Origin of the sequence: Rhodanobacter sp. ANJX3 (assembly GCF_014200755.1) — a bacterium.
GTDB lineage: Bacteria > Pseudomonadota > Gammaproteobacteria > Xanthomonadales > Rhodanobacteraceae > Rhodanobacter.
The window spans coordinates 269237-290700 of sequence record NZ_JACHCM010000003.1 but is presented as its reverse complement, the minus strand read 5'-3'; the positions used below and the strand labels follow the sequence as shown (position 1 = coordinate 290700).

The window sequence follows — 21464 nt, the reverse complement described above, 5'->3', positions numbered from 1 at the left end:
ATTTAGCCGGTGTATGCACCACCGGCGTCACTGCGAACCGAGGCGCTCCCGATCATGGCCTACTCGTTTACCGAGAAGAAACGCATCCGCAAGGACTTTGGCAAGCGTCCGCCCGTACTGGGCGTACCCAACCTGCTGACCATCCAGACCGATTCCTACCGCGAATTTCTGCAAGAGGAAATTTCGCCCAAGCAGCGTGCCGAAAAAGGTCTGCACGCGGCGCTGAAATCGGTGTTTCCGATTACCAGCTACTCGGGCAATGCCGCGCTGGAGTACGTCGAGTATCGCCTCGGCGAGCCGGCGTTCGACGAACGCGAATGCCGCAACCGCGGTATGACCTACGGTGCGCCGCTGCGCACCACGGTGCGTCTGGTCATTTATGACAAGGACAGCCCGGCTTCGAAGAAGGTGGTCAAGTACATCAAGGAGCAGGAGGTCTACATGGGCGAAATCCCGCTCATGACCGATACCGGCACCTTCATCATCAATGGCACCGAGCGCGTCATCGTCTCGCAGCTGCATCGTTCGCCGGGCGTGTTCTTCGACCACGATCGCGGCAAGACGCACAGCTCGGGCAAGCTGCTGTTCTCCGCGCGCGTGATTCCTTACCGTGGCTCGTGGCTCGACTTCGAGTTCGATCCGAAGGACGCGCTGTTCACCCGTATCGATCGTCGCCGCAAATTGCCGGTGACGGTGCTGCTGCGCGCGCTGGGCTATAACAACGAAGAAATGCTGGGCATCTTCTTCGAACACAACGTATTCCACCTCGGCAAGAAGGGTGGCACGACGCTGGAGCTGGTGGCCGAGCGTCTGCGCGGCGAGACGCTGAGCTTCGACCTGGCGGTCGGTGGCAACGTGCTGGTGGAAGCCGGCAAGCGCATCACCGCGCGCCACGTGCGTCAGCTGGCAGCCGAGAACATCACCGCGCTGGAAGTGCCGGACGACTATCCGGTCGGCCGCATCGTGGCTACCGACATCGTTGACCCTGCCACCGGCGAGCTGCTGGCGTCGGCGAACGACGAGATCACTGCCGAGCAGCTGGAAGCTTTCCGCAAGGCCGGTATCGAGGTCGTGCCGACGCTGTACGTCAACGATCTGGATCGCGGCGCGTACATCTCGCACACCTTGCGCATCGACAACACCAAGACGCCGCTGGAGGCGCTGGTGGAAATCTATCGCATGATGCGTCCGGGCGAGCCGCCGACCAAGGATGCCGCGCAGAACCTGTTCTTCAACCTGTTCTTCACCTTCGATCGCTACGACCTGTCGAGCGTCGGCCGGATGAAGTTCAACCGCCGCGTGGGCCGCAAGGACATCCTCGGTCCGGGCGTGCTGTATGACCACAAGTTCTTCAGCGAGCGCAAGGAAGAGGCTTCCCAGGCGCTGGTCAAGGAGCAGGGCGAGACGTCCGACATCCTCGACGTGCTCAAGGTCCTGATCGACATCAAGAACGGCCATGGCACCGTGGATGACATCGATCATCTCGGCAATCGTCGCGTGCGTTCGGTTGGCGAAATGGCGGAGAACACCTTCCGCATCGGCCTGGTGCGCGTCGAGCGCGCCGTGCGCGAGCGCCTGTCGCTGGCCGAGGCCGATGGCCTGACCCCGCAGGACCTGATCAACGCCAAGCCGGTGGCGGCGGCAGTGAAGGAGTTCTTCGGCTCTTCGCAGCTGTCCCAGTTCATGGATCAGAACAATCCGCTGTCGGAAGTGACCCACAAGCGTCGCGTGTCCGCGCTTGGACCGGGCGGCCTGACCCGCGAGCGCGCCGGTTTCGAAGTGCGCGACGTGCATCCGACCCATTACGGCCGCGTCTGCACCATCGAAACGCCGGAAGGCCCGAACATCGGCCTGATCAACTCGTTGGCCGTGTACGCTCGCACCAACTCCTACGGCTTCCTCGAGACGCCGTACCGCAAGGTCGCCAACAGCAAGGTCACCGACAAGGTGGATTACCTGTCGGCGATCGAAGAAGGCGATCACGTGATCGCGCAGGCGAACTCCCCGCTGGACAAGAACGGCGGCTTCATCGAGGACTTCGTGTCCTGCCGTTTCCGCGGTGAGTCCGAGCTGCGTCCGGCCGCCGAAGTCGACTACATGGACGTCTCGCCGATGCAGACCGTCTCTGTGGCGGCGGCGCTGGTGCCGTTCCTCGAGCACGACGATGCGAACCGCGCCCTGATGGGCGCGAACATGCAGCGTCAGGCCGTGCCGACGCTGCGTTCGCAGACGCCGCTGGTCGGTACCGGCATCGAGCGCGCCGTGGCGCGCGACTCCGGCGTCATTGCCACCGCCAAGCGCGGCGGCGTGATCGATCAGGTCGATGCAGCCCGTATCGTGGTGCGCGTCAACGAAGACGAAGTGGGTGACAACGACGCCGGCGTGGATATCTACACGCTGACCAAGTACACCCGTTCCAACCAGAACACCAACCTCAATCAGCGTCCGCTGGTGAACGTCGGCGATGTGGTGGAGAAGGGCGACACGCTGGCCGACGGTTCGTCGACCGATCTGGGTGAGCTCGCGCTCGGCCAGAACATGCTGATCGCCTTCATGCCGTGGAACGGCTACAACTTCGAAGACTCGATCCTGCTGTCCGAGCGCGTCGTGCAGGAAGACCGCTACACCTCGATCCACATCGAGGAGCTGTCGTGCCCTGCGCGTGACACCAAGCTGGGCGCCGAGGAAATCACCGCGGACATCCCGAACGTGGGCGAGCAGGCGCTGGCCAAGCTCGACGAGTCCGGCATCGTCTATATCGGTGCGGAAGTGAAGGCCGGCGACATCCTGGTCGGCAAGGTCACGCCGAAGGGCGAGAGCCAGCTCACGCCGGAAGAGAAGCTGCTGCGTGCGATCTTCGGCGAGAAGGCGTCCGACGTGAAGGACAGCTCGCTGCGCGTGCCGCCGGGCATGGACGGCACCGTCATCGACGTGCAGGTCTTCACCCGCGACGGCATCGACAAAGACAAGCGCGCCAAGCAGATCGAAGAGACCGAAATCAAACGCGTCCGCAAGGATCTGGACGATCAGTTCCGCATCCTCGAAGGCGCGATCTACAGCCGCATGCGCACCGCGCTGGTCGGCAAGTCGGCCATGAGCGGTCCGGGTGGCCTCAAGCGCGGCACGGAAATCACCGATGCCTACCTCGACGGCCTGAAGAAGGACGACTGGTTCAAGATCAACGTCAAGGACGAGGACGTCACCGAATTCCTCGAACGTGCGGCCGATCAGGTCAAGCGCCACAAAGAAGAGTTCGACAAGCGCTTCAAGGAGAAGCAGGGCAAGATCACCCAGGGCGACGATCTGGCCCCGGGCATGCTGAAGATGGTCAAGGTGTTCCTGGCCGTGAAGCGTCGCATCCAGCCCGGCGACAAGATGGCCGGTCGTCACGGTAACAAGGGTGTCGTCTCCAACGTGGTGCCGGTCGAAGACATGCCGTACTCCGCCGACGGCGTGCCGGTCGATATCGTGCTGAACCCGCTGGGCGTGCCGTCGCGCATGAACATCGGGCAGATTCTGGAAGTGCATCTGGGCTGGGCCGCCAAGGGCCTGGGCAAGAAGATCCAGAAGATGCTCGAAGCACAGGCGAAGGTGGCGCAGGTTCGTGAGTTCCTCGACCAGATCTACAACCACCATGTGGCCGGTGCCGTACAGCACGTCGACCTGAAGTCGCTCACCGACAAGGAAATCTTCACCCTCGCCACCAATCTGCAGGAAGGCGTGCCGATGGCGACGCCGGTGTTCGACGGTGCGGAAGAGTCCGAGATCAAGGCGATGCTGAAGCTGGCCGATCTGCCCGAGTCCGGTCAGACCATCCTGTTCGACGGGCGTACCGGCGAAGCGTTCGATCGCCCGGTCACCGTTGGCTACATGCATTACCTCAAGCTCAACCATCTGGTCGACGACAAGATGCACGCCCGTTCGACCGGCCCGTACTCGCTCGTTACCCAGCAGCCGCTGGGCGGCAAGGCGCAGTTCGGCGGTCAGCGCTTCGGCGAGATGGAAGTGTGGGCACTGGAAGCTTACGGCGCGGCATACACGCTGCAGGAAATGTTGACGGTGAAATCCGACGACGTGCAGGGCCGCAACCAGATGTACAAGAACATTGTCGACGGCAACCACGAGATGTCGGCCGGCATGCCGGAATCCTTCAACGTGTTGGTGAAGGAAATCCGCTCGCTCGCCATCGATATCGATCTGGAAGAGATCAAGTGACCCGCGCGCCTACAGGAGCCAAGCAATGAAAGACCTGCTCAATCTGTTCAATCAGCAGCGCGCTACGCCGGATTTTGACGCGATCAAGATCGCGCTGGCGTCGCCCGAGCTGATCCGTTCGTGGTCATTCGGCGAAGTCAAAAAGCCGGAAACCATCAATTACCGTACCTTCAAGCCCGAGCGCGACGGCCTGTTCTGCGCCGCCATCTTCGGACCGGTGAAGGACTACGAGTGCCTGTGCGGCAAGTACAAGCGCATGAAGCATCGTGGCGTGGTGTGTGAGAAGTGCGGCACGGAAGTGACGCTGGCCAAGGTGCGTCGCGAGCGCATGGGCCACATCGAGCTGGCCAGCCCGACCGCGCACATCTGGTTCCTCAAGTCGCTGCCGTCGCGCATCGGCCTGATGCTGGACATGACGCTGCGCGACATCGAGCGCATCCTGTACTTCGAGGCCTTCGTGGTGATCGATCCGGGCATGACGGCGCTCGAGCGCGGTCAGCTGCTCAGCGAAGACCAGTATCTGGAAGCGACCGAAGAGCATGGCGACGAGTTCGACGCCCGCATGGGTGCCGAGGCCGTGTTCCATCTGCTGAAGTCGCTCGACCTGCCGGGCGAAGTCATTCGTCTGAAGGAAGAGATCACCTCCACCAACTCCGAGACCAAGCTCAAGCGACTGACCAAGCGCGTGAAGCTTATCGAGGCGTTCCTGGAGTCCGGCAACAAGCCAGAGTGGATGGTGCTGACCGTACTGCCCGTGCTGCCGCCGGACCTGCGTCCGCTGGTGCCGCTGGACGGTGGCCGCTTTGCGACCTCCGATCTGAACGATTTGTACCGTCGCGTGATCAACCGCAACAACCGCCTGAAGCGTCTGCTCGAACTCAATGCGCCGGACATCATCGTGCGCAACGAAAAGCGCATGCTGCAGGAATCGGTCGATGCGCTGCTCGACAACGGTCGCCGCGGCCGTGCCATCACCGGCACCAACAAGCGCGCGCTGAAGTCGCTGGCCGACATGATCAAGGGCAAGCAGGGCCGGTTCCGTCAGAACCTGCTCGGCAAGCGCGTGGACTACTCCGGTCGTTCGGTGATCGTGGTCGGTCCGACCTTGCGTCTGCACCAGTGCGGTCTGCCGAAGAAAATGGCGCTCGAGCTGTTCAAGCCCTTCATCTTCGCCAAGCTGCAGGCGCGTGGCGAAGCCACTACCATCAAGGCGGCCAAGAAGCTGGTCGAGCGCGAAGAAGCACAGGTCTGGGACATCCTCGAAGAGGTGATTCGCGAACATCCGGTGCTGCTGAACCGTGCGCCGACCCTGCATCGTCTGGGCATCCAGGCGTTCGAGCCGAAACTGATCGAAGGCAAGGCGATCCAGCTGCATCCGCTGGTCTGTACTGCATTCAACGCCGACTTCGACGGCGATCAGATGGCCGTGCACGTGCCGCTCTCGATCGAGGCGCAGCTGGAAGCGCGCGCGCTGATGATGTCGTCCAACAACATCCTCAGCCCCGCCAACGGCGAGCCGATCATCGTGCCGACGCAGGACGTCGTGCTGGGCCTGTATTACATGACCCGCGAGCTGATCAACGTCAAGGGTGGCGGCATGGTGTTCTCCGGCATCGCCGAAGTGCGCCGTGCCTACGACAACCGTGCCGTCGAGCTGCACGCCAAGGTCAAGGTTCGCCTGAAGCTGGTGAACATTGCCGAGGACGGCACGCGCACCCACGAAACCAAGATCGTCGACACCACCGTCGGCCGCGCCCTGCTGGCTGAAATTCTGCCCGAGGGCCTGCCGTTCGAGCTGGCCAATACCGAGCTGACCAAGAAGGCGATCTCGCGCCTGATCAACTCCAGCTACCGTTTGCTGGGCTTGAAGGAAACCGTCGTGTTCGCCGACAAGCTGATGTACACGGGCTTCCGTTTCGCGACGCGCGCCGGTATCTCCATCGGCATCGACGACATGCTGATTCCGGACGAGAAGAAGCCGATCCTGGAAGAAGCCGAGAAGGAAGTCGTCGAGATCCAGCAGCAGTATCAGTCGGGCCTGGTCACGGCCGGCGAGCGCTACAACAAGGTGGTCGACATCTGGTCGCGTACCAGCGAACTGGTGGCCAAGGCCATGATCGACGGCATCGGTACCGAAAAGGTCAAGGATGTCGACGGCAAGACGGTCAATCAGAAGTCGATGAACTCGCTGTACATCATGGCCGACTCCGGCGCCCGTGGTTCCGTGGCGCAGATTCGTCAGCTGGCCGGCATGCGCGGCCTGATGGCGCGTCCGGATGGCTCGATCATCGAGACGCCGATCAAGGCGAACTTCCGCGAAGGCCTGAACGTGCTGCAGTACTTCAACTCCACCCACGGCGCTCGTAAGGGCCTGGCGGATACGGCGTTGAAGACGGCGAACTCCGGTTACTTGACCCGTCGACTCGTCGACGTGGCGCAGGACGTCGTGATCACGATGGACGATTGCGGCACCGAGAACGGCGTGATCATGCAGCCGATCGTCGAAGGCGGCGACGTGGTCGAGCCGTTGCGCGAGCGCGTGCTCGGTCGTGTGGTGGTCGAGGACGTTTACGGCCCCGGCGACGACGATCAGCCGATCGTCACCCGCGACACCCTGCTCAACGAAGCGCTGGTCGAAAAGCTGGACAAGGCCGGCGTACAGATCATCAAGGTCCGTTCGCCGATCACCTGCGCCGCCGCCCACGGCGTGTGCAAGTTCTGCTACGGCCGCGATCTGGCTCGTGGTCACCTGGTCAACATGGGTGAGGCCGTCGGCGTGGTTGCCGCACAGTCCATCGGTGAGCCCGGTACCCAGCTGACCATGCGTACGTTCCACATCGGCGGCGCGGCTTCGCGTGCGGCTGCAGTGGACAACGTGACGGTGAAGACCACCGGTTCGCTGAAGTTCAACAACCTGAAGTCGGTGCAGCACAAGCAGGGTCATCTGGTGGCTGTCTCGCGTTCAGGCGAACTGAGCGTGATCGATACCAGCGGCCGTGAGCGCGAGCGTTACAAGGTGCCTTACGGCGCCATCATCGCGGTCAAGGATGGTGCGCCGGTCAAGCCGGGCCAGACCGTAGCCAATTGGGATCCGCATACCCATCCGATCGTCACCGAAGTGGCGGGCGTGGTGCGCTTCATCGACTTCCTCGATGGCGTCACCGTGCAGAGCCAGACCGATGATCTGACCGGCCTCGAGTCTGCGGTGGTCACCGATCCGAAACGCCGCGGTGCGCAGGCGAAGGATCTGCGTCCGATCGTGCGCCTGGAAGACAGCAAGGGCCGCGAGCTCAAGCTGCCGGGTACGGACATCGCCGCGCAGTACTTCCTGCCGGCCGGTGCGATCGTGTCGATCCAGAACGGTGCCGAAGTGGGCGTGGGCGACGTGGTTGCCCGTATCCCGCAGGAGACCTCCAAGACCCGTGACATCACCGGTGGTCTGCCGCGCGTGGCCGACTTGTTCGAGGCACGCAAGCCGAAGGAGCCGGCGATCCTCGCGGAGCGCTCGGGCATCATCAGCTTCGGCAAGGACACCAAGGGCAAGCAGCGCCTGATCATCAAGGACGTGGATGGCAACGAGCACGAGGAGCTGATTCCGAAGTGGCGTCAGGTCATCGTGTTCGAGGGCGAGCATGTCGAGAAGGGCGAAACCGTCGTCGACGGCGAGCCGAGCCCGCATGACATCCTGCGCCTGCTGGGCGTGGAGCCGCTGGCCTCGTACCTGGTCAAGGAAATTCAGGACGTGTACCGCTTGCAGGGCGTGAAGATCAACGACAAGCACATCGAAGCGATCATTCGCCAGATGCTGCGCAAGGTCGAGATCGTCGAGCCGGGCGAGAGCCATTACCTGCGCGGCGAGCAGGTCGAGCGCGTGCGTATCAATGGCGAAAACGATCGTGCGATCGCCAAGGGCGAGCGTCCGGCCGAGTATCAGTCGGTATTGCTGGGTATCACCAAGGCGTCGCTGGCTACCGAGTCGTTCATCTCGGCAGCGTCGTTCCAGGAAACCACCCGCGTTCTGACCGAGGCAGCCGTCCGCGGCACGCGTGACACCTTGCGTGGCTTGAAGGAAAATGTTATTGTCGGCCGCTTGATTCCGGCTGGTACAGGCTTGGCATACCACGCGGCGCGCCGCCGTCAGGGTGGATTGACCGATTCGGAACTGGATGCGCTGTCCGGCTCCACTCCTGTCGTGTCGTTTGCCGAGGCGCCGGCCGGTAGCGATGACGGTTCAGAGTAAGCCTGCTCAAGGTTTGTCTCGCTGACATACGTAGGAGGTGCATGGATGCGCCTCGTGTTCGGCTCAAGGATGGCAGGGTTCTCGGTTGCCTCTGGCGACCTGCCCATGTTAAATTTCCGCTTCTTGGCAGACCGAGTACGTTCGGGCTGCCTTTGATGTTTTCAGAATCAGGTTTTCAGGATTAGCTTCGCATGACGACAGTCAATCAATTGGTGCGCAAGTCCCGCAGCCCCAAGACCTACAAGAGTGGGTCGCCGGCTCTGCAGAGCAGCCCGCAGCGCCGCGGCGTCTGCACGCGCGTTTACACAACCACCCCGAAAAAGCCGAACTCGGCCCTGCGTAAGGTTGCCAAGGTGCGCCTGACCAACGGCTTCGAGATCATCAGCTACATCGGTGGTGAAGGTCATAACCTGCAAGAGCACTCGGTGGTGCTGATCCGCGGCGGTCGCGTCAAGGATCTGCCGGGTGTGCGCTACCACACGGTGCGCGGCAGCCTCGATTGCGCTGGTGTCACCAAGCGTCGTCAATCGCGCTCCAAGTACGGCGCCAAGCGCCCGAAAAAGTAAAGGACAGCAAACATGTCGCGTAAAGGTTCACATCCCGCCCGTCAGATCCTTCCGGATCCGAAGCACGGCAGCCAGCTCATCGCCCGTTTCATCAACATGGTGATGAAGAGCGGTAAGAAATCAGTCGCAGAAAGCATCGTTTACGGCGCGCTGCTGCATATCGGCGAGAAGAACGGCGAGCCGGTAGCGCTGGTCGAGAAGGCGCTGAACAACATCGCGCCGGCCGTCGAGGTCAAGTCGCGCCGCGTCGGTGGTGCTACGTACCAGGTGCCGGTCGAAGTCCGTCCGGGTCGTCGCATGGCGTTGGCCATGCGTTGGGTCATCGATGCGGCGCGTAAGCGCGGCGAGACCTCGATGCCGAAAAAGCTTGCCGCCGAATTGCTGGAAGCTTCGGAAAGCCGCGGCGGCGCTGCCAAGAAGCGCGAAGAAACGCATCGTATGGCCGAGGCCAACAAGGCGTTCTCGCACTACCGCTGGTAATCGTCGGCTGTACCGGCAAGTGCTACATGCTTCTCCGAGGTTCATCCTGTGGCACGCACCACTCCCATCGACCGTTATCGTAACTTCGGCATCATGGCCCACATTGATGCCGGAAAAACCACGACAACGGAACGCATCCTGTTCTACACCGGCGTCAGCCACAGGATCGGGGAAGTGCATGACGGCGCGGCCACGATGGACTGGATGGAGCAAGAGCAGGAGCGCGGTATCACCATAACGTCGGCGGCGACGACGGCGTTCTGGAAGGGCATGGATCAGTCCATGCCCGAACATCGCTTCAATATTATCGATACGCCGGGGCACGTTGACTTCACGATCGAAGTTGAGCGGTCCCTACGCGTTTTGGATGGCGCGGTTTTCGTTCTGTGCGCCGTGGGTGGCGTACAGCCGCAGTCCGAAACAGTGTGGCGTCAGGCGAACAAGTATTCGGTACCACGGTTGGCTTTCGTCAACAAAATGGACCGTACCGGCGCCGACTTCGACGGCGTCGTGGGTCAGCTGAAGTCCCGCTTGGGCGCCAACCCGGTGCCGATGCAGGTGCCTATCGGTGCCGAAGAGGGTTTCGAAGGCGTTGTCGACCTGATCAAGATGAAAGCGGTGATCTGGGATATGGAATCCCAGGGCATGAAGTTCGACTACCGGGATATCCCGGCAGACTTGACGGACGCTGCCATCGAGGCGCGCAACTTCATGGTCGAAGCGGCGGCGGAAACGTCCGAAACGCTGATGAACAAGTACCTGGAAGAGGGTGATCTGGCTGAGGAGGACATTCTCGCCGGCATCCGCGCAGGGACTCTGGCGGCAACCTTGATTCCGGTGTTCTGCGGCTCGGCGTTCAAGAACAAAGGCGTGCAGGCGATGCTCGACGCGGTGGTGCAGTTTCTGCCATCGCCGGCCGATCGTCCTCCCGTCAAAGGTCTTGACGAGAGCGAGCGGGAAATCACCCGGACGGCGGGCGACGATCAGCCGTTCGCGGCGCTGGCCTTCAAGATCATGACGGATCCTTTCGTCGGGTCGCTGACGTTTTTTCGCGTCTATTCGGGCGTGTTGAAATCGGGCGACGCGTTGTACAACCCGACCAAGAGCAAAAAAGAGCGGATCGGCCGCCTGCTGCAAATGCATGCAAACGACCGCCAGGAACTGAAGGAAGTCTGCGCCGGCGATATCGCGGCAGCGGTCGGCCTGAAAGATGTCACCACCGGCGACACCCTGTGCGCTCAGGACCACCTGATCACGCTGGAGCGGATGGTTTTTCCGGAACCCGTCATTGCCATGGCGGTCGAGCCGAGAACCCAGTCGGACCAGGAGAAAATGGGTGTGGCGCTGGGTCGTCTCGCGTCGGAGGATCCGTCCTTTCGCGTGCGCACCGATGAGGAGTCGGGCCAGATCATCATCGCCGGTATGGGCGAGCTACATCTGGATATTCTGGTCGATCGGATGCGGCGCGAATATCATGTGGATGCGAACGTCGGCAAGCCGCAGGTGGCTTATCGCGAGACCATTCGCAAGTCGGTCAGGCAGGAAGGCAAGTTTATTCGCCAGTCCGGTGGCAAGGGTCAGTTCGGCCACGTGGTGCTGGAGATTGTTCCGCAGGAGCGCGGGCAGGGTTATGTGTTCGAGAATGCCATTGTCGGCGGCGCGATTCCGAAGGAATTCATTCCTGCGGTCGACAAGGGCATTCAAGAGGCGATGAGCTCTGGTCCGCTGGCCGGGTTTCCGGTCGTCGACGTTAAGATCCGGCTGATCGACGGCTCGTATCATGAGGTCGACTCCAACGAAATGGCGTTCAAAATCGCCGGTTCCATCGGTTTCAAGGAAGGTTTTCACAAGGCCAGCCCGGCTTTGTTGGAGCCAGTCATGAAGATCGAGGTGGTGACGCCCGAGGATTACATGGGTGATGTCATGGGAGACCTTAGCCGCCGCCGGGGCGTGCTGCAGGGCTCCGAAGACACCAATTCCGGAAAGGTGATCAACGCCACCGTTCCGCTGGGTGAGATGTTCGGTTACGCCACTAGTTTGCGTTCGCAGACGCAGGGTCGCGCCACGTACACCATGGAGTTCGATCACTATGCCGAGGCGCCGAACAACATCGCCGAGCAGGTCATGAAAAGGGCCTGAGGATTCAGCGGCAGAATGACGTTTTTGCATTCGCTGTTTTTGCATTCGTTCGTGAATGCGAAGATCAAGAAGCGGCCATTAGTGGCTGCACTTTTAAAAGTTCGTTTCTAAGTTCCATATTTCATTTAGAGGTTTAGGTCATGGCAAAGGGTAAATTCGAACGCACCAAGCCGCACGTCAACGTCGGCACGATTGGTCACGTGGATCACGGCAAGACGACGCTGACAGCGGCGCTGACGAAAGTCGGTGCAGAACGTTTCGGTGGCGAGTTCAAGGCCTATGACGCGATCGACGCGGCGCCGGAAGAGAAGGCGCGCGGCATCACGATCTCGACCGCGCACGTGGAATACGAGTCGCCGAACCGCCACTACGCGCACGTCGACTGCCCGGGTCACGCGGATTATGTGAAGAACATGATCACCGGTGCGGCGCAGATGGACGGCGCGATTCTGGTGTGCTCGGCCGCGGACGGCCCGATGCCGCAGACGCGCGAGCACATCCTGCTGTCGCGCCAGGTCGGCGTGCCGTACATCGTGGTCTACCTGAACAAGGCGGACATGGTCGACGACGCCGAGCTGCTCGAGCTGGTCGAGATGGAAGTGCGCGAGCTGCTGAGCAAGTACGACTTCCCGGGCGACGACACCCCGATGATCCATGGTTCGGCCAAGCTGGCGCTGGAAGGCGACCAGAGCGAAATCGGCGTGCCGTCGATCATCAAGCTGGTGGACGCGCTGGACGCGTACATCCCTGAGCCGGTGCGCGTGATCGACAAGCCGTTCCTGATGCCGGTCGAAGACGTGTTCTCGATCTCCGGCCGCGGCACGGTGGTGACCGGTCGTATCGAGCGCGGCATCATCAAGGTCGGCGACGAAATCGAAGTGGTGGGTATCCGCAATACGCAGAAGACCACCGTGACGGGCGTGGAAATGTTCCGCAAGCTGCTGGATCAGGGTCAGGCAGGCGACAACGCCGGTCTGCTGCTGCGCGGCCTGAAGCGTGACGACGTCGAGCGCGGCCAGGTGCTGGCCAAGCCGGGCACGATCACCCCGCATACGGACTTCGAGGCCGAGGTGTACGTTCTGTCGAAGGACGAGGGTGGCCGTCATACGCCGTTCTTCAAGGGCTACCGCCCGCAGTTCTACTTCCGCACCACCGACGTGACGGGCGCTTGCGAGCTGCCCGAGGGCGTGGAAATGGTGATGCCGGGTGACAACGTGAAGATGGTGGTGAGCCTGATCCACCCGATCGCGATGGACGAAGGCCTGCGCTTCGCCATCCGTGAAGGCGGTCGCACCGTCGGCGCCGGCGTCGTTGCCAAGGTCATCAAGTAAGCAAGATCCAACCTTGGGGCCGGATTACTCAAGCCCCAGGGTGAGTCGCTCTTATGAAGAGTCCGACATGGATGTCGGGCTTAGCTTTGCCAGCATGGACGATGGCTGAAATAAAGCTCTACTTTTTCATAAAATTGATGTAAGCTGTGCGGCTTGCCATACCTGCAATAGGCGTGGCGGCTGTGTAATACAAGGGTTGTGCAGGGCGGTGAGAAGCCGTTCTGTTTCACATTACGTTCTTTCGACAATAGGACACGGTTATGGCGAACCAGAAGATTCGGATTCGATTGAAGGCGTACGATCATCGTTTGATCGACCGCTCAGCCAGCGAGATCGTCGAGACGGCCAAGCGCACAGGCGCCACGGTCCTCGGCCCGATTCCGCTGCCGACCAAGATCGAGCGTTACACCATTCTGGTGTCTCCGCACGTCGACAAAGACGCACGCGACCAGTACGAAACTCGTACTCACAAGCGCGTGTTGGACATTGTTGACCCGAACGACAAAACCGTGGACGCGCTCATGAAGCTTGATCTCGCCGCTGGCGTCGATGTTCAGATCAAGCTCGGTTGAGCGATAGACAGGATACGAAGATGAGTATCGGATTGGTTGGCCGCAAATGCGGCATGAGCCGACTCTTCACTGAAGATGGCCGTTCGATTCCGGTGACGCTGATTGAAGCGACGCCGAACCGGGTGACCCAGTTGAAGACGGAAGATAACGACGGCTACAGCGCTGTTCAGGTCGCAGTGGGCACCAAGCGTGCAAACCTGCTGACTCAGCCGCTGAAGGGCCATTACGCCTCGGCCAAGGTCGAGCCGGGTCGTGGTTTGTGGGAGTTCCGCGTGTCTGCCGACGATCTCGGCAAGTATGCCGTGGGTAACGAGATCAAGGCTGACGAGGTGTTCACCGTCGGCCAGATCGTTGACGTTGCCGGCGTGTCGAAAGGCAAGGGCTTCCAGGGCACGATCAAGCGCTGGAACTTCAAGATGGGTGATGCCACCCACGGTAACTCGCTGTCGCATCGCGCGCCGGGTTCTATCGGCCAGCGCCAGACGCCGGGACGCGTGTTCCCAGGCAAGAAGATGTCCGGCCACATGGGTGCAGTGAACCGCACGCAGCAGGGTCTGGAAGTGATCAAGGTCGACGCCGAGCGTCATCTGATTGCGGTGAAGGGTGCGGTACCGGGTGCCACCGGTGGCGACGTCATCATCCGTCCGACGACGAAGAGCTGAGGAGTACGCCATGGAACTTAACGTTATTGGCGCAAAGCCGCTCAGCGTGTCGGACGAAGTGTTCGGTGCCGAGTTCAAGCAGGCCCTGATCCATCAGGTCGTGGTTGCCTACCAGGCAGCCGGCCGTGCCGGTACCCAGTCGCAGCTCTCGCGCGGCCAGATGTCCGGTACGACCAAGAAATTCAAGAAGCAGAAGGGCGGCGGTGCACGCCACGGCGATTACCGCGCTCCGATCTTCGTCGGCGGTGGCCGCACGTTCGCTGCCAAGCCGCGCAGCTACGAGCAGAAGGTCAACCGTAAGGCGTATCGCGTGGCGATCCGCTCGATCCTGGCTGAGCTGAACCGTGCCGGTCGTCTGAAAGTGGTCGAGAGCTTCGGCATCGACAACCCCAAGACCACCACCATGGTGGCCAAGCTGGCCGAGCTGGAAGTGACCGGTCGCGTGCTGCTGGTGTCGGAAGACGCCTCCGAGAACGTGTTCCTGGGTGCACGCAATATCCCGTACATCCATGTGCTGGACGTGATGGCGCTGAACCCGGTAAGCCTGGTCGGTTCCGACCATGTGGTGATGACGGTCGACGCCGTGAAGAAGATCGAGGAGTGGCTGGCATGAACAACGAACGCATTCTCGATACGCTGCGCGCGCCGCACATCTCGGAGAAGTCGGCCCGTCTGGCCGAACACAACCAGTACGTCTTCGTGGTTGCTCCTACCGCAACCAAGGCCGATGTCCGTGTTGCCGTGGAAAAGCTGTTCGACGTGACCGTCAAGCAGGTGAACCTGGTCAACACCAAGGGCAAGGTCAAGGCTTTCCGTCAGCGCGCCGGCAGCCGTCAGGGCAAGCGTAAGGCCTATGTGCGTCTTGCCGATGGCCAGACCATCGACGTTTCCGCCAAGGCCTGAGCCAGGAGTATTTTGAGATGACATTAATTACTCACAAGCCGACCTCGCCGGGCCGTCGCGACGCTGTAAGCGTCCGCACCGAAGGTCTGTACAAGGGCGCGCCGTATGCGCCGCTGGTCGAGGCGCAGTCGCGCACCGGTGGCCGCAACCATCATGGCCGCATCACCGTGCGTCATCGTGGCGGTGGCCATAAGCAGCATTACCGCATCATCGATTTCAAGCGTGACAAGGAAGGCGTGTCGGCCAAGGTCGAGCGGATCGAATACGATCCCAATCGCACGGCTCACATCGCTTTGCTTTGCTACACCGACGGCGAGCGTCGCTACATCATTGCGCCGAAGGGCGTGGCGGTAGGCGATGTGCTGTTGTCCGGTCGCGAAGCCCCGATCAAGGCTGGCAACTGCATGCAGCTGCGTAGCATCCCGATGGGTAGCACGATTCACTGCATCGAGCTGCGCCCTGGCAAGGGTGCCCAGATCGCTCGCAGCGCCGGTGCCTCGGTGCAGCTGGTGGCTCGCGAATCCGGTTACGCCACGCTGCGTCTTCGCTCCGGCGAAATGCGCCGGGTGCCGGTCGAGTGCCGCGCCACCATCGGTGAAGTCGGTAACGGCGAGCACAGCCTGAAGAAGCTCGGCAAGGCCGGCGCCAAGCGCTGGCTGGGTATTCGCCCGACCGTTCGCGGTGTGGTGATGAACCCGGTCGACCATCCGCACGGTGGTGGTGAAGGCAAGACTTCAGGTGGTCGTCATCCGGTCAGCCCGTGGGGCACGCCGGCCAAGGGCTACAAGACCCGTAACAACAAGCGCACGCAGCAGTTCATCGTGCGTCGTCGCAAGTAACAGGAAACCGACATGCCACGCTCTCTGAAAAAAGGTCCGTTTGTCGACCTTCACCTCGTCAAGAAGGTGGAAGCTGCGGTTTCCGCCAACAACAAGCGTCCGATCAAGACCTGGTCGCGCCGCTCGATGATTTTGCCGGAAATGGTCGGCTTGACCATCGCTATCCATAACGGCCGTCAGCACGTACCCGTACTGATCAACGAGAACATGGTCGGGCACAAGCTCGGCGAGTTCGCGGTGACCCGTACGTTCAAGGGCCATGTCGGCGACAAGAAGGGCAAGTGATGAGCACTGAAGCCAAAGCAATTCTGCGCGGCGCCCGCATCTCGGCGCAAAAGGCCCGCCTCGTGGCTGATCTGGTCCGCGGGCTCCCCGTCGGCCGTGCCAGCGACGTGCTGACCTTTACCAACAAGAAAGCCGCGCTCCTGGTCAAAAAGGTGCTGCTGTCGGCCGTCGCCAACGCTGAGAACAATCTCGGCGCTGACGTGGACGAGCTGAAAGTGTCCAGCATCTTCGTCGATGAGGGTCCGGCGATGAAACGTATGCACGCCCGCGCCAAAGGCCGCGGTTCGCGCATTCTCAAGCGCACCAGCCACATCACTGTGGTTGTTGGCAACTAACCGAGGATAGAGACGATGGGTCATAAAGTTCATCCCACCGGTATCCGCCTCGGCATTGCCAAGGACTGGAACTCGAAGTGGTTCGCCAACAAGCGCGATTACGCAACCTACCTGGTTGCCGACATCAAAGTGCGCGACATGCTGAAGAAGAAGCTGGCTGCTGCCGGTATCTCCCGCATCCAGATCGAGCGTCCGGCCAAGACCGCACGCGTGACGATCCACACCGCCCGTCCAGGCGTGGTGATCGGCAAGAAGGGTGAGGATATCGAGAAGCTGCGCAAGGAAGTCAGCGACATGATGGGCGTTCCGACGCACATCAACGTCAGCGAAGTCCGCAAGCCGGAAATCGATGCGCAGCTGGTGGCCGAGTCGATCGCGCAGCAGCTCGAGCGTCGCATCATGTTCCGCCGCGCGATGAAGCGCTCGGTCGGTAACGCGATGCGCCTTGGCGCGCTGGGTATCAAGATCAACGTGTCCGGTCGTCTGAACGGTGCCGAGATTGCCCGCTCCGAGTGGAGCCGTGAGGGTCGCGTGCCGCTGCATACGCTGCGCGCCGACATCGACTACGGCACTGCCGAAGCGAAAACCACGTACGGCATCATCGGTATCAAGGTCTGGATCTACAAGGGCGAGATCTTTGATCTGGCCGCTGCCAGCCAAGAGCAGAAAGATGAGCCGGCATCCGCGCAGCCGCGCCGCGAAGGTGGCGAAGGTCGTCGTAATGATTCGCGTCGCGAGGCCGGTGACGGCCGCCGCGAGCGGACGGCCAAGTAAGGAGAGTTGCCATGTTGCAACCGAAGCGAACCAAATATCGTAAGCAGTTCAAGGGCCGTAACGACGGCTTGGCCCAGTGCTCCAACCTCGTCAGCTTTGGCGAGTACGGCCTGAAAGCGACCACGCACGGCGCGCTCACCGCGCGCCAGATCGAGGCGGCTCGTCGTTGCATCACGCGTTTCGTCAAGCGTGGCGGCAAGTTGTGGATCCGCGTGTTCCCCGACAAGCCGATCACCAAGAAGCCGATCGAAGTGCGCATGGGCGCCGGTAAGGGCAGCGTTGAATTCTGGGTTGCCCCCATCCAGCCCGGCCGCATGCTTTATGAAATCGAGGGCGTCGATGAAATGACGGCGCGTGAGGCGTTCCGTCTGGCGGCAGCGAAGCTGTCCGTGCAGACCCAGTTTGTGACCAGGGCGGTGATGTGATGGCCACCAAAGATATCAACAACCAGTCGGCCGACGAGTTGCAGCAGCATTTGCTGGACCTTCGCAAGGAGCAGTTCAATCTGCGCATGCAGAAGGGTTCCGGTCAGCTCACTCAGCCGCACCAGCTTCGCCGCGTTCGGCGTGACATCGCCCGCACGAAGTTTGTGCTCGGCGGCAAGAAGTAAGGACGGCTGACATGAGCGCTAATCAAGAAGTAGTAGAAAACAAGAAGCAGGTGCGCACCCTCGAGGGTCGCGTGACCAGCAACAAGATGAACAAGACGGTGACCGTGCTGGTCGAGCGTCAGGTTCAGCACTGGCTGCTCGGCAAGATCATTCGCCGTTCGACCAAGTTGCATGCGCAGGACGATCTGGGTGCGAACGAGGGCGATGTGGTCCGTATCGCCGAGTGCCGTCCGTTGTCGAAGACCAAACATCACCGCGTGGTTGAAATCATCACGCGCGCCAACGTCTAAGGGAGGGTGCAGCCATGATCCAGATGCAAAGCACGCTTTCCGCAGCGGACAATAGCGGCGCGAAAGAACTGATGTGCATCAAGGTGCTCGGCGGGTCCAAGCGCCGCTACGCCGCCATCGGTGATGTGATCAAAGTGACCGTGAAGGATGCCATTCCCCGCGGTAAGGTAAAGAAAGGCGAGGTTTACAACGCCGTGGTGGTTCGCACCGCCAAGGGTGTGCGTCGTCCCGATGGCTCGCTGATCCGTTTCGACGGCAATGCAGCGGTGCTCCTCAACAACAAGCTCGAGCCGATCGGCACCCGTATCTTTGGGCCGGTCACCCGCGAGCTGCGCAGCGAGAAGTTCATGAAGATCGTCTCGCTTGCTCCCGAAGTGCTCTGAGCGGAGTTTAAGAAATGAACCGTATCCGCAAAGGTGATCAGGTCCTCGTGATCACCGGTAAAAACAAGGGTCAGCGCGGCGATGTGCTGCGTGTTGCAGACGATCGTGTATTCGTCTCCAACGTGAATCTGGTCAAGCGTCACACCAAGCCGAATCCCCAGGCCAACCAGGCTGGCGGCATCGTCGAGCGTGAAGCTTCGATCCATCTCTCCAATGTGCAGCTGTTCAACCCCGCCACGAACAAGGGTGAACGCGTCGGCACCAAAACGCTCGAAGATGGGCGCAAGGTCCGCGTGTTCCGTTCGAATGGCGAGGTCGTGGACGCGTAAGGAACACGATCATGACCCGCCTTGAAAATTTCTATAAAGAGCAGGTAGTCGCCAAGCTCACCGAGCAGTTCGGCTACCAGAACGTGATGCAGGTTCCCCGCATCACCAAGATCACGCTGAACATGGGCGTGGGCGAAGCTGCCGGCAACAAGAAGGTGCTCGAAAACGCCGTGGCCGACATGGCGAAGATCGCCGGTCAGAAGCCGATCACCACGAAGGCTCGCGTCTCGGTCGCTTCGTTCAAGATCCGTGACGGCTGGCCGATCGGCTGCAAGGTGACCTTGCGCCGCGCCCAGATGTGGGAGTTCATGGACCGCCTGATCAACATCTCGCTGCCGCGCGTGCGCGACTTCCGCGGTGTGTCGGCTCGTGCGTTCGATGGTCGCGGCAACTACAACTTCGGTATCAAGGAACAGATCATCTTTCCTGAAATCGACTTCGATCAGGTCGACGCGCTGCGTGGTATGGATATCTCCATCACCACGACCGCCAAGACCGACGAAGAGGCGAAAGCCTTGTTGGCCGCTTTCAGCTTTCCGTTCCGTAACTGATTAGGCGCGATATCCATGGCTAAGACATCAATGGTGAACCGCGATATCAAGCGGACCAAGCTCGTCAAGAAGTACGCTGCCAAGCGCAGCGAGTTCAAGGCGATCGTGCTGAGCACCACGGCCTCCTACGAGGAGAAAATGGAAGCACAGGCGAAATTGCAGAAGCTGCCGCGCGACGCCAGCCCGTCGCGTCAGCGCACGCGCTGCGCCCTCACGGGTCGTCCGCGCGCCGTCTATGCGAAGTTTGGCCTGGGCCGTAACAAGCTGCGTGAAGCGACCATGCGCGGTGACGTGCCGGGTCTTCGCAAGGCCAGCTGGTAACAAAGACTCTTACCGAATCGAAGTGTACCGACGGCACATTTCGACTCGACCGACAGCCCACCGGCTGCCGGCAAATGCGATTACCGCACGTGATACTCGCTAAAACCTGGTAAAGCTGATATAGTCGGCGGTCTGCGCAAAGCAGGCCGGCGCTCTCGGTCGGCTCACAATCTAATTGATTTCCGGTTTTATCGGATATCGGTGCACTCAGGAAGGACTTTTCATGAGCATGACTGATCCCATCGCCGATCTGTTTACGCGCGTCCGCAACGCCCAGTCCATGGGCAAGCCGGCCGTTCGTATGCCGTCGTCGAAACTGAAGGTGGCTATCGCCGACCTTCTCAAGAACGAGGGCTACATCCTCGACGCCAAGACTTCCAGCGAGGAAGGTAAACCGGTGCTCGAGATCAAGCTCAAGTATTTCGACGGCCAACCGGCCATCGAGACCATAGCCCGTGTCAGCCGCTCCGGCCTGCGTGTGTACCGCGGCAAGGACGAGTTGCCCAAGGTGCTTGGTGGCCTCGGTATTTCGATCATTTCGACTTCGGCCGGTCTGCTGACCGACGCCCAGGCCCGTGCCAAGGGTCTCGGTGGCGAAGTCATCGGCCGCGTGGCGTAAGGAGACTATCGATGTCACGTGTAGCCAAACAACCTATTTCCCTGCCCAAGGGCGTCGAGCTGACTGTCGCTAGCGACAACATCTCCGTCAAGGGTCCGAAGGGCACCCTTTCGATGCATCACCTGCCTGGCGTGTCCATCACCCAGGACAACGGTGTGGCCAGCATCAGCCTGGCCGAAGGCACCGACGACAAGTTCGGCGGCACTGCTCGCGCGCTGCTGTCCAACATGGTCAAGGGCGTTTCCGAAGGTTACGAGCGCAAGCTCGAACTGGTCGGCGTCGGCTACCGCGCTGCGATGCAGGGCAAGGCGCTGAATCTGAGCCTCGGCTTTTCGCATCCGGTGCTGTTCGAGGCACCGGAAGGCATAAGCCTCGAGACACCGACGCAGACCGAAGTTCTGATCAAGGGTTCGGACAAGCAGATCGTGGGTCAGGTTGCGGCAAAAATTCGCGGCTTCCGTCCGCCAGAGCCTTACAAGGGCAAGGGCGTGCGCTATGCCGGTGAGAAGATCACGCTGAAGGAAGCCAAGAAGGCATAAGTACGCAGTCCCTGCGTGTGGAAGCGGCCATCCGTGGCCGCACTCTTCACTAAAGCTGCCAGACCAAGCCGATCCGCTTTCGAGGAATTAACGATGAACAAGACGAAGAACGAAAATCGCATCCGCCGCGCCAAGTCGACGCGCAGTCATATCCGCAAGCTGGCCGTGCCTCGCTTGTCGGTGCATCGTACCGGGCAGCATATCTATGCGCAGGTGTTCGATGCTTCCGGTCTGAATGTGGTGGCTGCCGCCTCTACGCTGCAGAAGTCGGTTGCCGAGAGCCTGGAGGGTACGAAGAATTGCGATGCCGCTGCTGCTGTGGGCAAGGCCATTGCTGAGCGTGCGGTGGCTGCCGGTATCGAGTCGGTGGCGTTTGATCGTTCCGGTTTTCGCTACCACGGTCGCATCAAGGCCCTGGCCGATGCGGCTCGCGAAGCGGGCCTGAAGTTCTAAAAGTTTTAGCGGTACCGGGCGGCGTTCA

At 61.1% G+C, this 21464-nt stretch carries 24 protein-coding genes; all 24 read left to right on the top strand.

Features of this window, described 5'->3' with window-relative positions; genetic code table 11:
- The first annotated feature begins 51 nt into the window (after positions 1-51).
- The 24 genes from rpoB to rplR all read left to right on the top strand — a co-directional run bounded on the left by rpoB (position 52) and on the right by rplR (position 21436).
- On the top strand, positions 52-4215 hold the full coding sequence (gene rpoB, locus HDE76_RS09860) for a DNA-directed RNA polymerase subunit beta (RefSeq protein WP_179479733.1): 4164 nt from the start codon (positions 52-54) through the stop codon (positions 4213-4215).
- 25 nt (positions 4216-4240) lie between these two features.
- Positions 4241-8455, top strand: a complete 4215-nt coding sequence (rpoC, locus tag HDE76_RS09855; RefSeq protein WP_179479253.1) for a DNA-directed RNA polymerase subunit beta' — start codon at positions 4241-4243, stop codon at positions 8453-8455.
- A 191-nt stretch (positions 8456-8646) separates the two neighbouring features.
- A complete protein-coding gene (rpsL, locus tag HDE76_RS09850; protein WP_056386848.1) occupies positions 8647-9021 on the top strand; it encodes a 30S ribosomal protein S12 in 375 nt (124 codons plus the stop codon).
- 12 nt (positions 9022-9033) lie between these two features.
- The gene (gene rpsG, locus HDE76_RS09845; protein WP_179479260.1) at positions 9034-9501 is read left to right on the top strand and encodes a 30S ribosomal protein S7; all 468 of its coding nucleotides are present in this window, start codon (positions 9034-9036) and stop codon (positions 9499-9501) included.
- Between the two features lie 48 nt (positions 9502-9549).
- Positions 9550-11640: an elongation factor G gene (fusA, locus tag HDE76_RS09840; protein ID WP_184507040.1), complete on the top strand. Its 2091-nt coding sequence runs from the start codon at positions 9550-9552 to the stop codon at positions 11638-11640.
- Positions 11641-11780: 140 nt separating this feature from the next.
- Positions 11781-12971: an elongation factor Tu gene (gene tuf, locus HDE76_RS09835; RefSeq protein WP_179479240.1), complete on the top strand. Its 1191-nt coding sequence runs from the start codon at positions 11781-11783 to the stop codon at positions 12969-12971.
- Between the two features lie 260 nt (positions 12972-13231).
- The gene (rpsJ, locus tag HDE76_RS09830; protein ID WP_017461875.1) at positions 13232-13543 is read left to right on the top strand and encodes a 30S ribosomal protein S10; all 312 of its coding nucleotides are present in this window, start codon (positions 13232-13234) and stop codon (positions 13541-13543) included.
- 20 nt (positions 13544-13563) lie between these two features.
- Complete coding sequence (gene rplC / locus HDE76_RS09825) at positions 13564-14205, top strand: 50S ribosomal protein L3 (RefSeq protein ID WP_179479264.1); 642 nt, start codon at positions 13564-13566, stop codon at positions 14203-14205.
- Between the two features lie 10 nt (positions 14206-14215).
- Positions 14216-14818 (top strand): 50S ribosomal protein L4, encoded by a 603-nt coding sequence (gene rplD, locus HDE76_RS09820; RefSeq protein ID WP_179479266.1) that lies wholly within the window; start codon positions 14216-14218, stop codon positions 14816-14818.
- Positions 14815-15108: a 50S ribosomal protein L23 gene (rplW, locus tag HDE76_RS09815; RefSeq protein WP_179479268.1), complete on the top strand. Its 294-nt coding sequence runs from the start codon at positions 14815-14817 to the stop codon at positions 15106-15108. The genes rplD and rplW overlap by 4 nt, the downstream gene beginning before the upstream one ends.
- 17 nt (positions 15109-15125) lie before the next feature.
- Complete coding sequence (gene rplB / locus HDE76_RS09810) at positions 15126-15947, top strand: 50S ribosomal protein L2 (protein WP_179479269.1); 822 nt, start codon at positions 15126-15128, stop codon at positions 15945-15947.
- A gap of 12 nt (positions 15948-15959) precedes the next feature.
- Positions 15960-16232 (top strand): 30S ribosomal protein S19, encoded by a 273-nt coding sequence (gene rpsS / locus HDE76_RS09805; protein WP_007082178.1) that lies wholly within the window; start codon positions 15960-15962, stop codon positions 16230-16232.
- Entirely contained in the window at positions 16232-16567 is a 336-nt protein-coding gene (gene rplV, locus HDE76_RS09800; protein WP_179479277.1) for a 50S ribosomal protein L22, read from the top strand. The genes rpsS and rplV overlap by 1 nt, the downstream gene beginning before the upstream one ends.
- 15 nt (positions 16568-16582) lie before the next feature.
- Positions 16583-17341, top strand: a complete 759-nt coding sequence (gene rpsC, locus HDE76_RS09795; protein WP_179479279.1) for a 30S ribosomal protein S3 — start codon at positions 16583-16585, stop codon at positions 17339-17341.
- 11 nt (positions 17342-17352) lie between these two features.
- On the top strand, positions 17353-17766 hold the full coding sequence (gene rplP, locus HDE76_RS09790) for a 50S ribosomal protein L16 (RefSeq protein WP_179479281.1): 414 nt from the start codon (positions 17353-17355) through the stop codon (positions 17764-17766).
- Positions 17766-17951 carry a 50S ribosomal protein L29 gene (gene rpmC, locus HDE76_RS09785; RefSeq protein ID WP_179479283.1) on the top strand — a complete coding sequence of 62 codons (186 nt, stop codon included), beginning with the start codon at positions 17766-17768 and terminating at the stop codon, positions 17949-17951. Before rplP ends, rpmC begins: the two co-directional genes overlap by 1 nt.
- A gap of 11 nt (positions 17952-17962) precedes the next feature.
- Positions 17963-18241: a 30S ribosomal protein S17 gene (gene rpsQ, locus HDE76_RS09780; protein WP_179479285.1), complete on the top strand. Its 279-nt coding sequence runs from the start codon at positions 17963-17965 to the stop codon at positions 18239-18241.
- Between the two features lie 14 nt (positions 18242-18255).
- Positions 18256-18624 (top strand): 50S ribosomal protein L14, encoded by a 369-nt coding sequence (gene rplN, locus HDE76_RS09775; protein WP_007513359.1) that lies wholly within the window; start codon positions 18256-18258, stop codon positions 18622-18624.
- Between the two features lie 14 nt (positions 18625-18638).
- Complete coding sequence (gene rplX, locus HDE76_RS09770; RefSeq protein WP_179479286.1) at positions 18639-18953, top strand: 50S ribosomal protein L24; 315 nt, start codon at positions 18639-18641, stop codon at positions 18951-18953.
- Between the two features lie 8 nt (positions 18954-18961).
- Positions 18962-19504 carry a 50S ribosomal protein L5 gene (gene rplE, locus HDE76_RS09765; RefSeq protein WP_179479735.1) on the top strand — a complete coding sequence of 181 codons (543 nt, stop codon included), beginning with the start codon at positions 18962-18964 and terminating at the stop codon, positions 19502-19504.
- A gap of 15 nt (positions 19505-19519) precedes the next feature.
- Positions 19520-19825, top strand: coding sequence for a 30S ribosomal protein S14 (gene rpsN, locus HDE76_RS09760; protein WP_179479294.1), 306 nt, complete (start codon positions 19520-19522; stop codon positions 19823-19825).
- 223 nt (positions 19826-20048) lie between these two features.
- Positions 20049-20444 (top strand): 30S ribosomal protein S8, encoded by a 396-nt coding sequence (gene rpsH, locus HDE76_RS09755; protein WP_179479296.1) that lies wholly within the window; start codon positions 20049-20051, stop codon positions 20442-20444.
- A gap of 11 nt (positions 20445-20455) precedes the next feature.
- Entirely contained in the window at positions 20456-20983 is a 528-nt protein-coding gene (rplF, locus tag HDE76_RS09750; RefSeq protein ID WP_179479298.1) for a 50S ribosomal protein L6, read from the top strand.
- Between the two features lie 93 nt (positions 20984-21076).
- Positions 21077-21436: a 50S ribosomal protein L18 gene (gene rplR, locus HDE76_RS09745; RefSeq protein WP_179479737.1), complete on the top strand. Its 360-nt coding sequence runs from the start codon at positions 21077-21079 to the stop codon at positions 21434-21436.
- The last annotated feature ends 28 nt before the right edge of the window (positions 21437-21464 follow it).

What these genes read in the sequence shown, in the direction of transcription:
- rpoC (WP_179479253.1), top strand. Translation starts at nt 4,241, where the DNA reads ATGAAAGACCTGCTCAATCTGTTCAATCAGCAGCGCGCTACGCCGGAT.
- rpsL (WP_056386848.1), top strand. Translation starts at nt 8,647, where the DNA reads ATGACGACAGTCAATCAATTGGTGCGCAAGTCCCGCAGCCCCAAGACC.
- rpsG (WP_179479260.1), top strand. Translation starts at nt 9,034, where the DNA reads ATGTCGCGTAAAGGTTCACATCCCGCCCGTCAGATCCTTCCGGATCCG.
- tuf (WP_179479240.1), top strand. Translation starts at nt 11,781, where the DNA reads ATGGCAAAGGGTAAATTCGAACGCACCAAGCCGCACGTCAACGTCGGC.
- rpsJ (WP_017461875.1), top strand. Translation starts at nt 13,232, where the DNA reads ATGGCGAACCAGAAGATTCGGATTCGATTGAAGGCGTACGATCATCGT.
- rplC (WP_179479264.1), top strand. Translation starts at nt 13,564, where the DNA reads ATGAGTATCGGATTGGTTGGCCGCAAATGCGGCATGAGCCGACTCTTC.
- rplD (WP_179479266.1), top strand. Translation starts at nt 14,216, where the DNA reads ATGGAACTTAACGTTATTGGCGCAAAGCCGCTCAGCGTGTCGGACGAA.
- rplW (WP_179479268.1), top strand. Translation starts at nt 14,815, where the DNA reads ATGAACAACGAACGCATTCTCGATACGCTGCGCGCGCCGCACATCTCG.
- rplB (WP_179479269.1), top strand. Translation starts at nt 15,126, where the DNA reads ATGACATTAATTACTCACAAGCCGACCTCGCCGGGCCGTCGCGACGCT.
- rpsS (WP_007082178.1), top strand. Translation starts at nt 15,960, where the DNA reads ATGCCACGCTCTCTGAAAAAAGGTCCGTTTGTCGACCTTCACCTCGTC.
- rplV (WP_179479277.1), top strand. Translation starts at nt 16,232, where the DNA reads ATGAGCACTGAAGCCAAAGCAATTCTGCGCGGCGCCCGCATCTCGGCG.
- rpsC (WP_179479279.1), top strand. Translation starts at nt 16,583, where the DNA reads ATGGGTCATAAAGTTCATCCCACCGGTATCCGCCTCGGCATTGCCAAG.
- rplP (WP_179479281.1), top strand. Translation starts at nt 17,353, where the DNA reads ATGTTGCAACCGAAGCGAACCAAATATCGTAAGCAGTTCAAGGGCCGT.
- rpmC (WP_179479283.1), top strand. Translation starts at nt 17,766, where the DNA reads ATGGCCACCAAAGATATCAACAACCAGTCGGCCGACGAGTTGCAGCAG.
- rpsQ (WP_179479285.1), top strand. Translation starts at nt 17,963, where the DNA reads ATGAGCGCTAATCAAGAAGTAGTAGAAAACAAGAAGCAGGTGCGCACC.
- rplN (WP_007513359.1), top strand. Translation starts at nt 18,256, where the DNA reads ATGATCCAGATGCAAAGCACGCTTTCCGCAGCGGACAATAGCGGCGCG.
- rplX (WP_179479286.1), top strand. Translation starts at nt 18,639, where the DNA reads ATGAACCGTATCCGCAAAGGTGATCAGGTCCTCGTGATCACCGGTAAA.
- rpsN (WP_179479294.1), top strand. Translation starts at nt 19,520, where the DNA reads ATGGCTAAGACATCAATGGTGAACCGCGATATCAAGCGGACCAAGCTC.
- rpsH (WP_179479296.1), top strand. Translation starts at nt 20,049, where the DNA reads ATGAGCATGACTGATCCCATCGCCGATCTGTTTACGCGCGTCCGCAAC.
- rplF (WP_179479298.1), top strand. Translation starts at nt 20,456, where the DNA reads ATGTCACGTGTAGCCAAACAACCTATTTCCCTGCCCAAGGGCGTCGAG.
- rplR (WP_179479737.1), top strand. Translation starts at nt 21,077, where the DNA reads ATGAACAAGACGAAGAACGAAAATCGCATCCGCCGCGCCAAGTCGACG.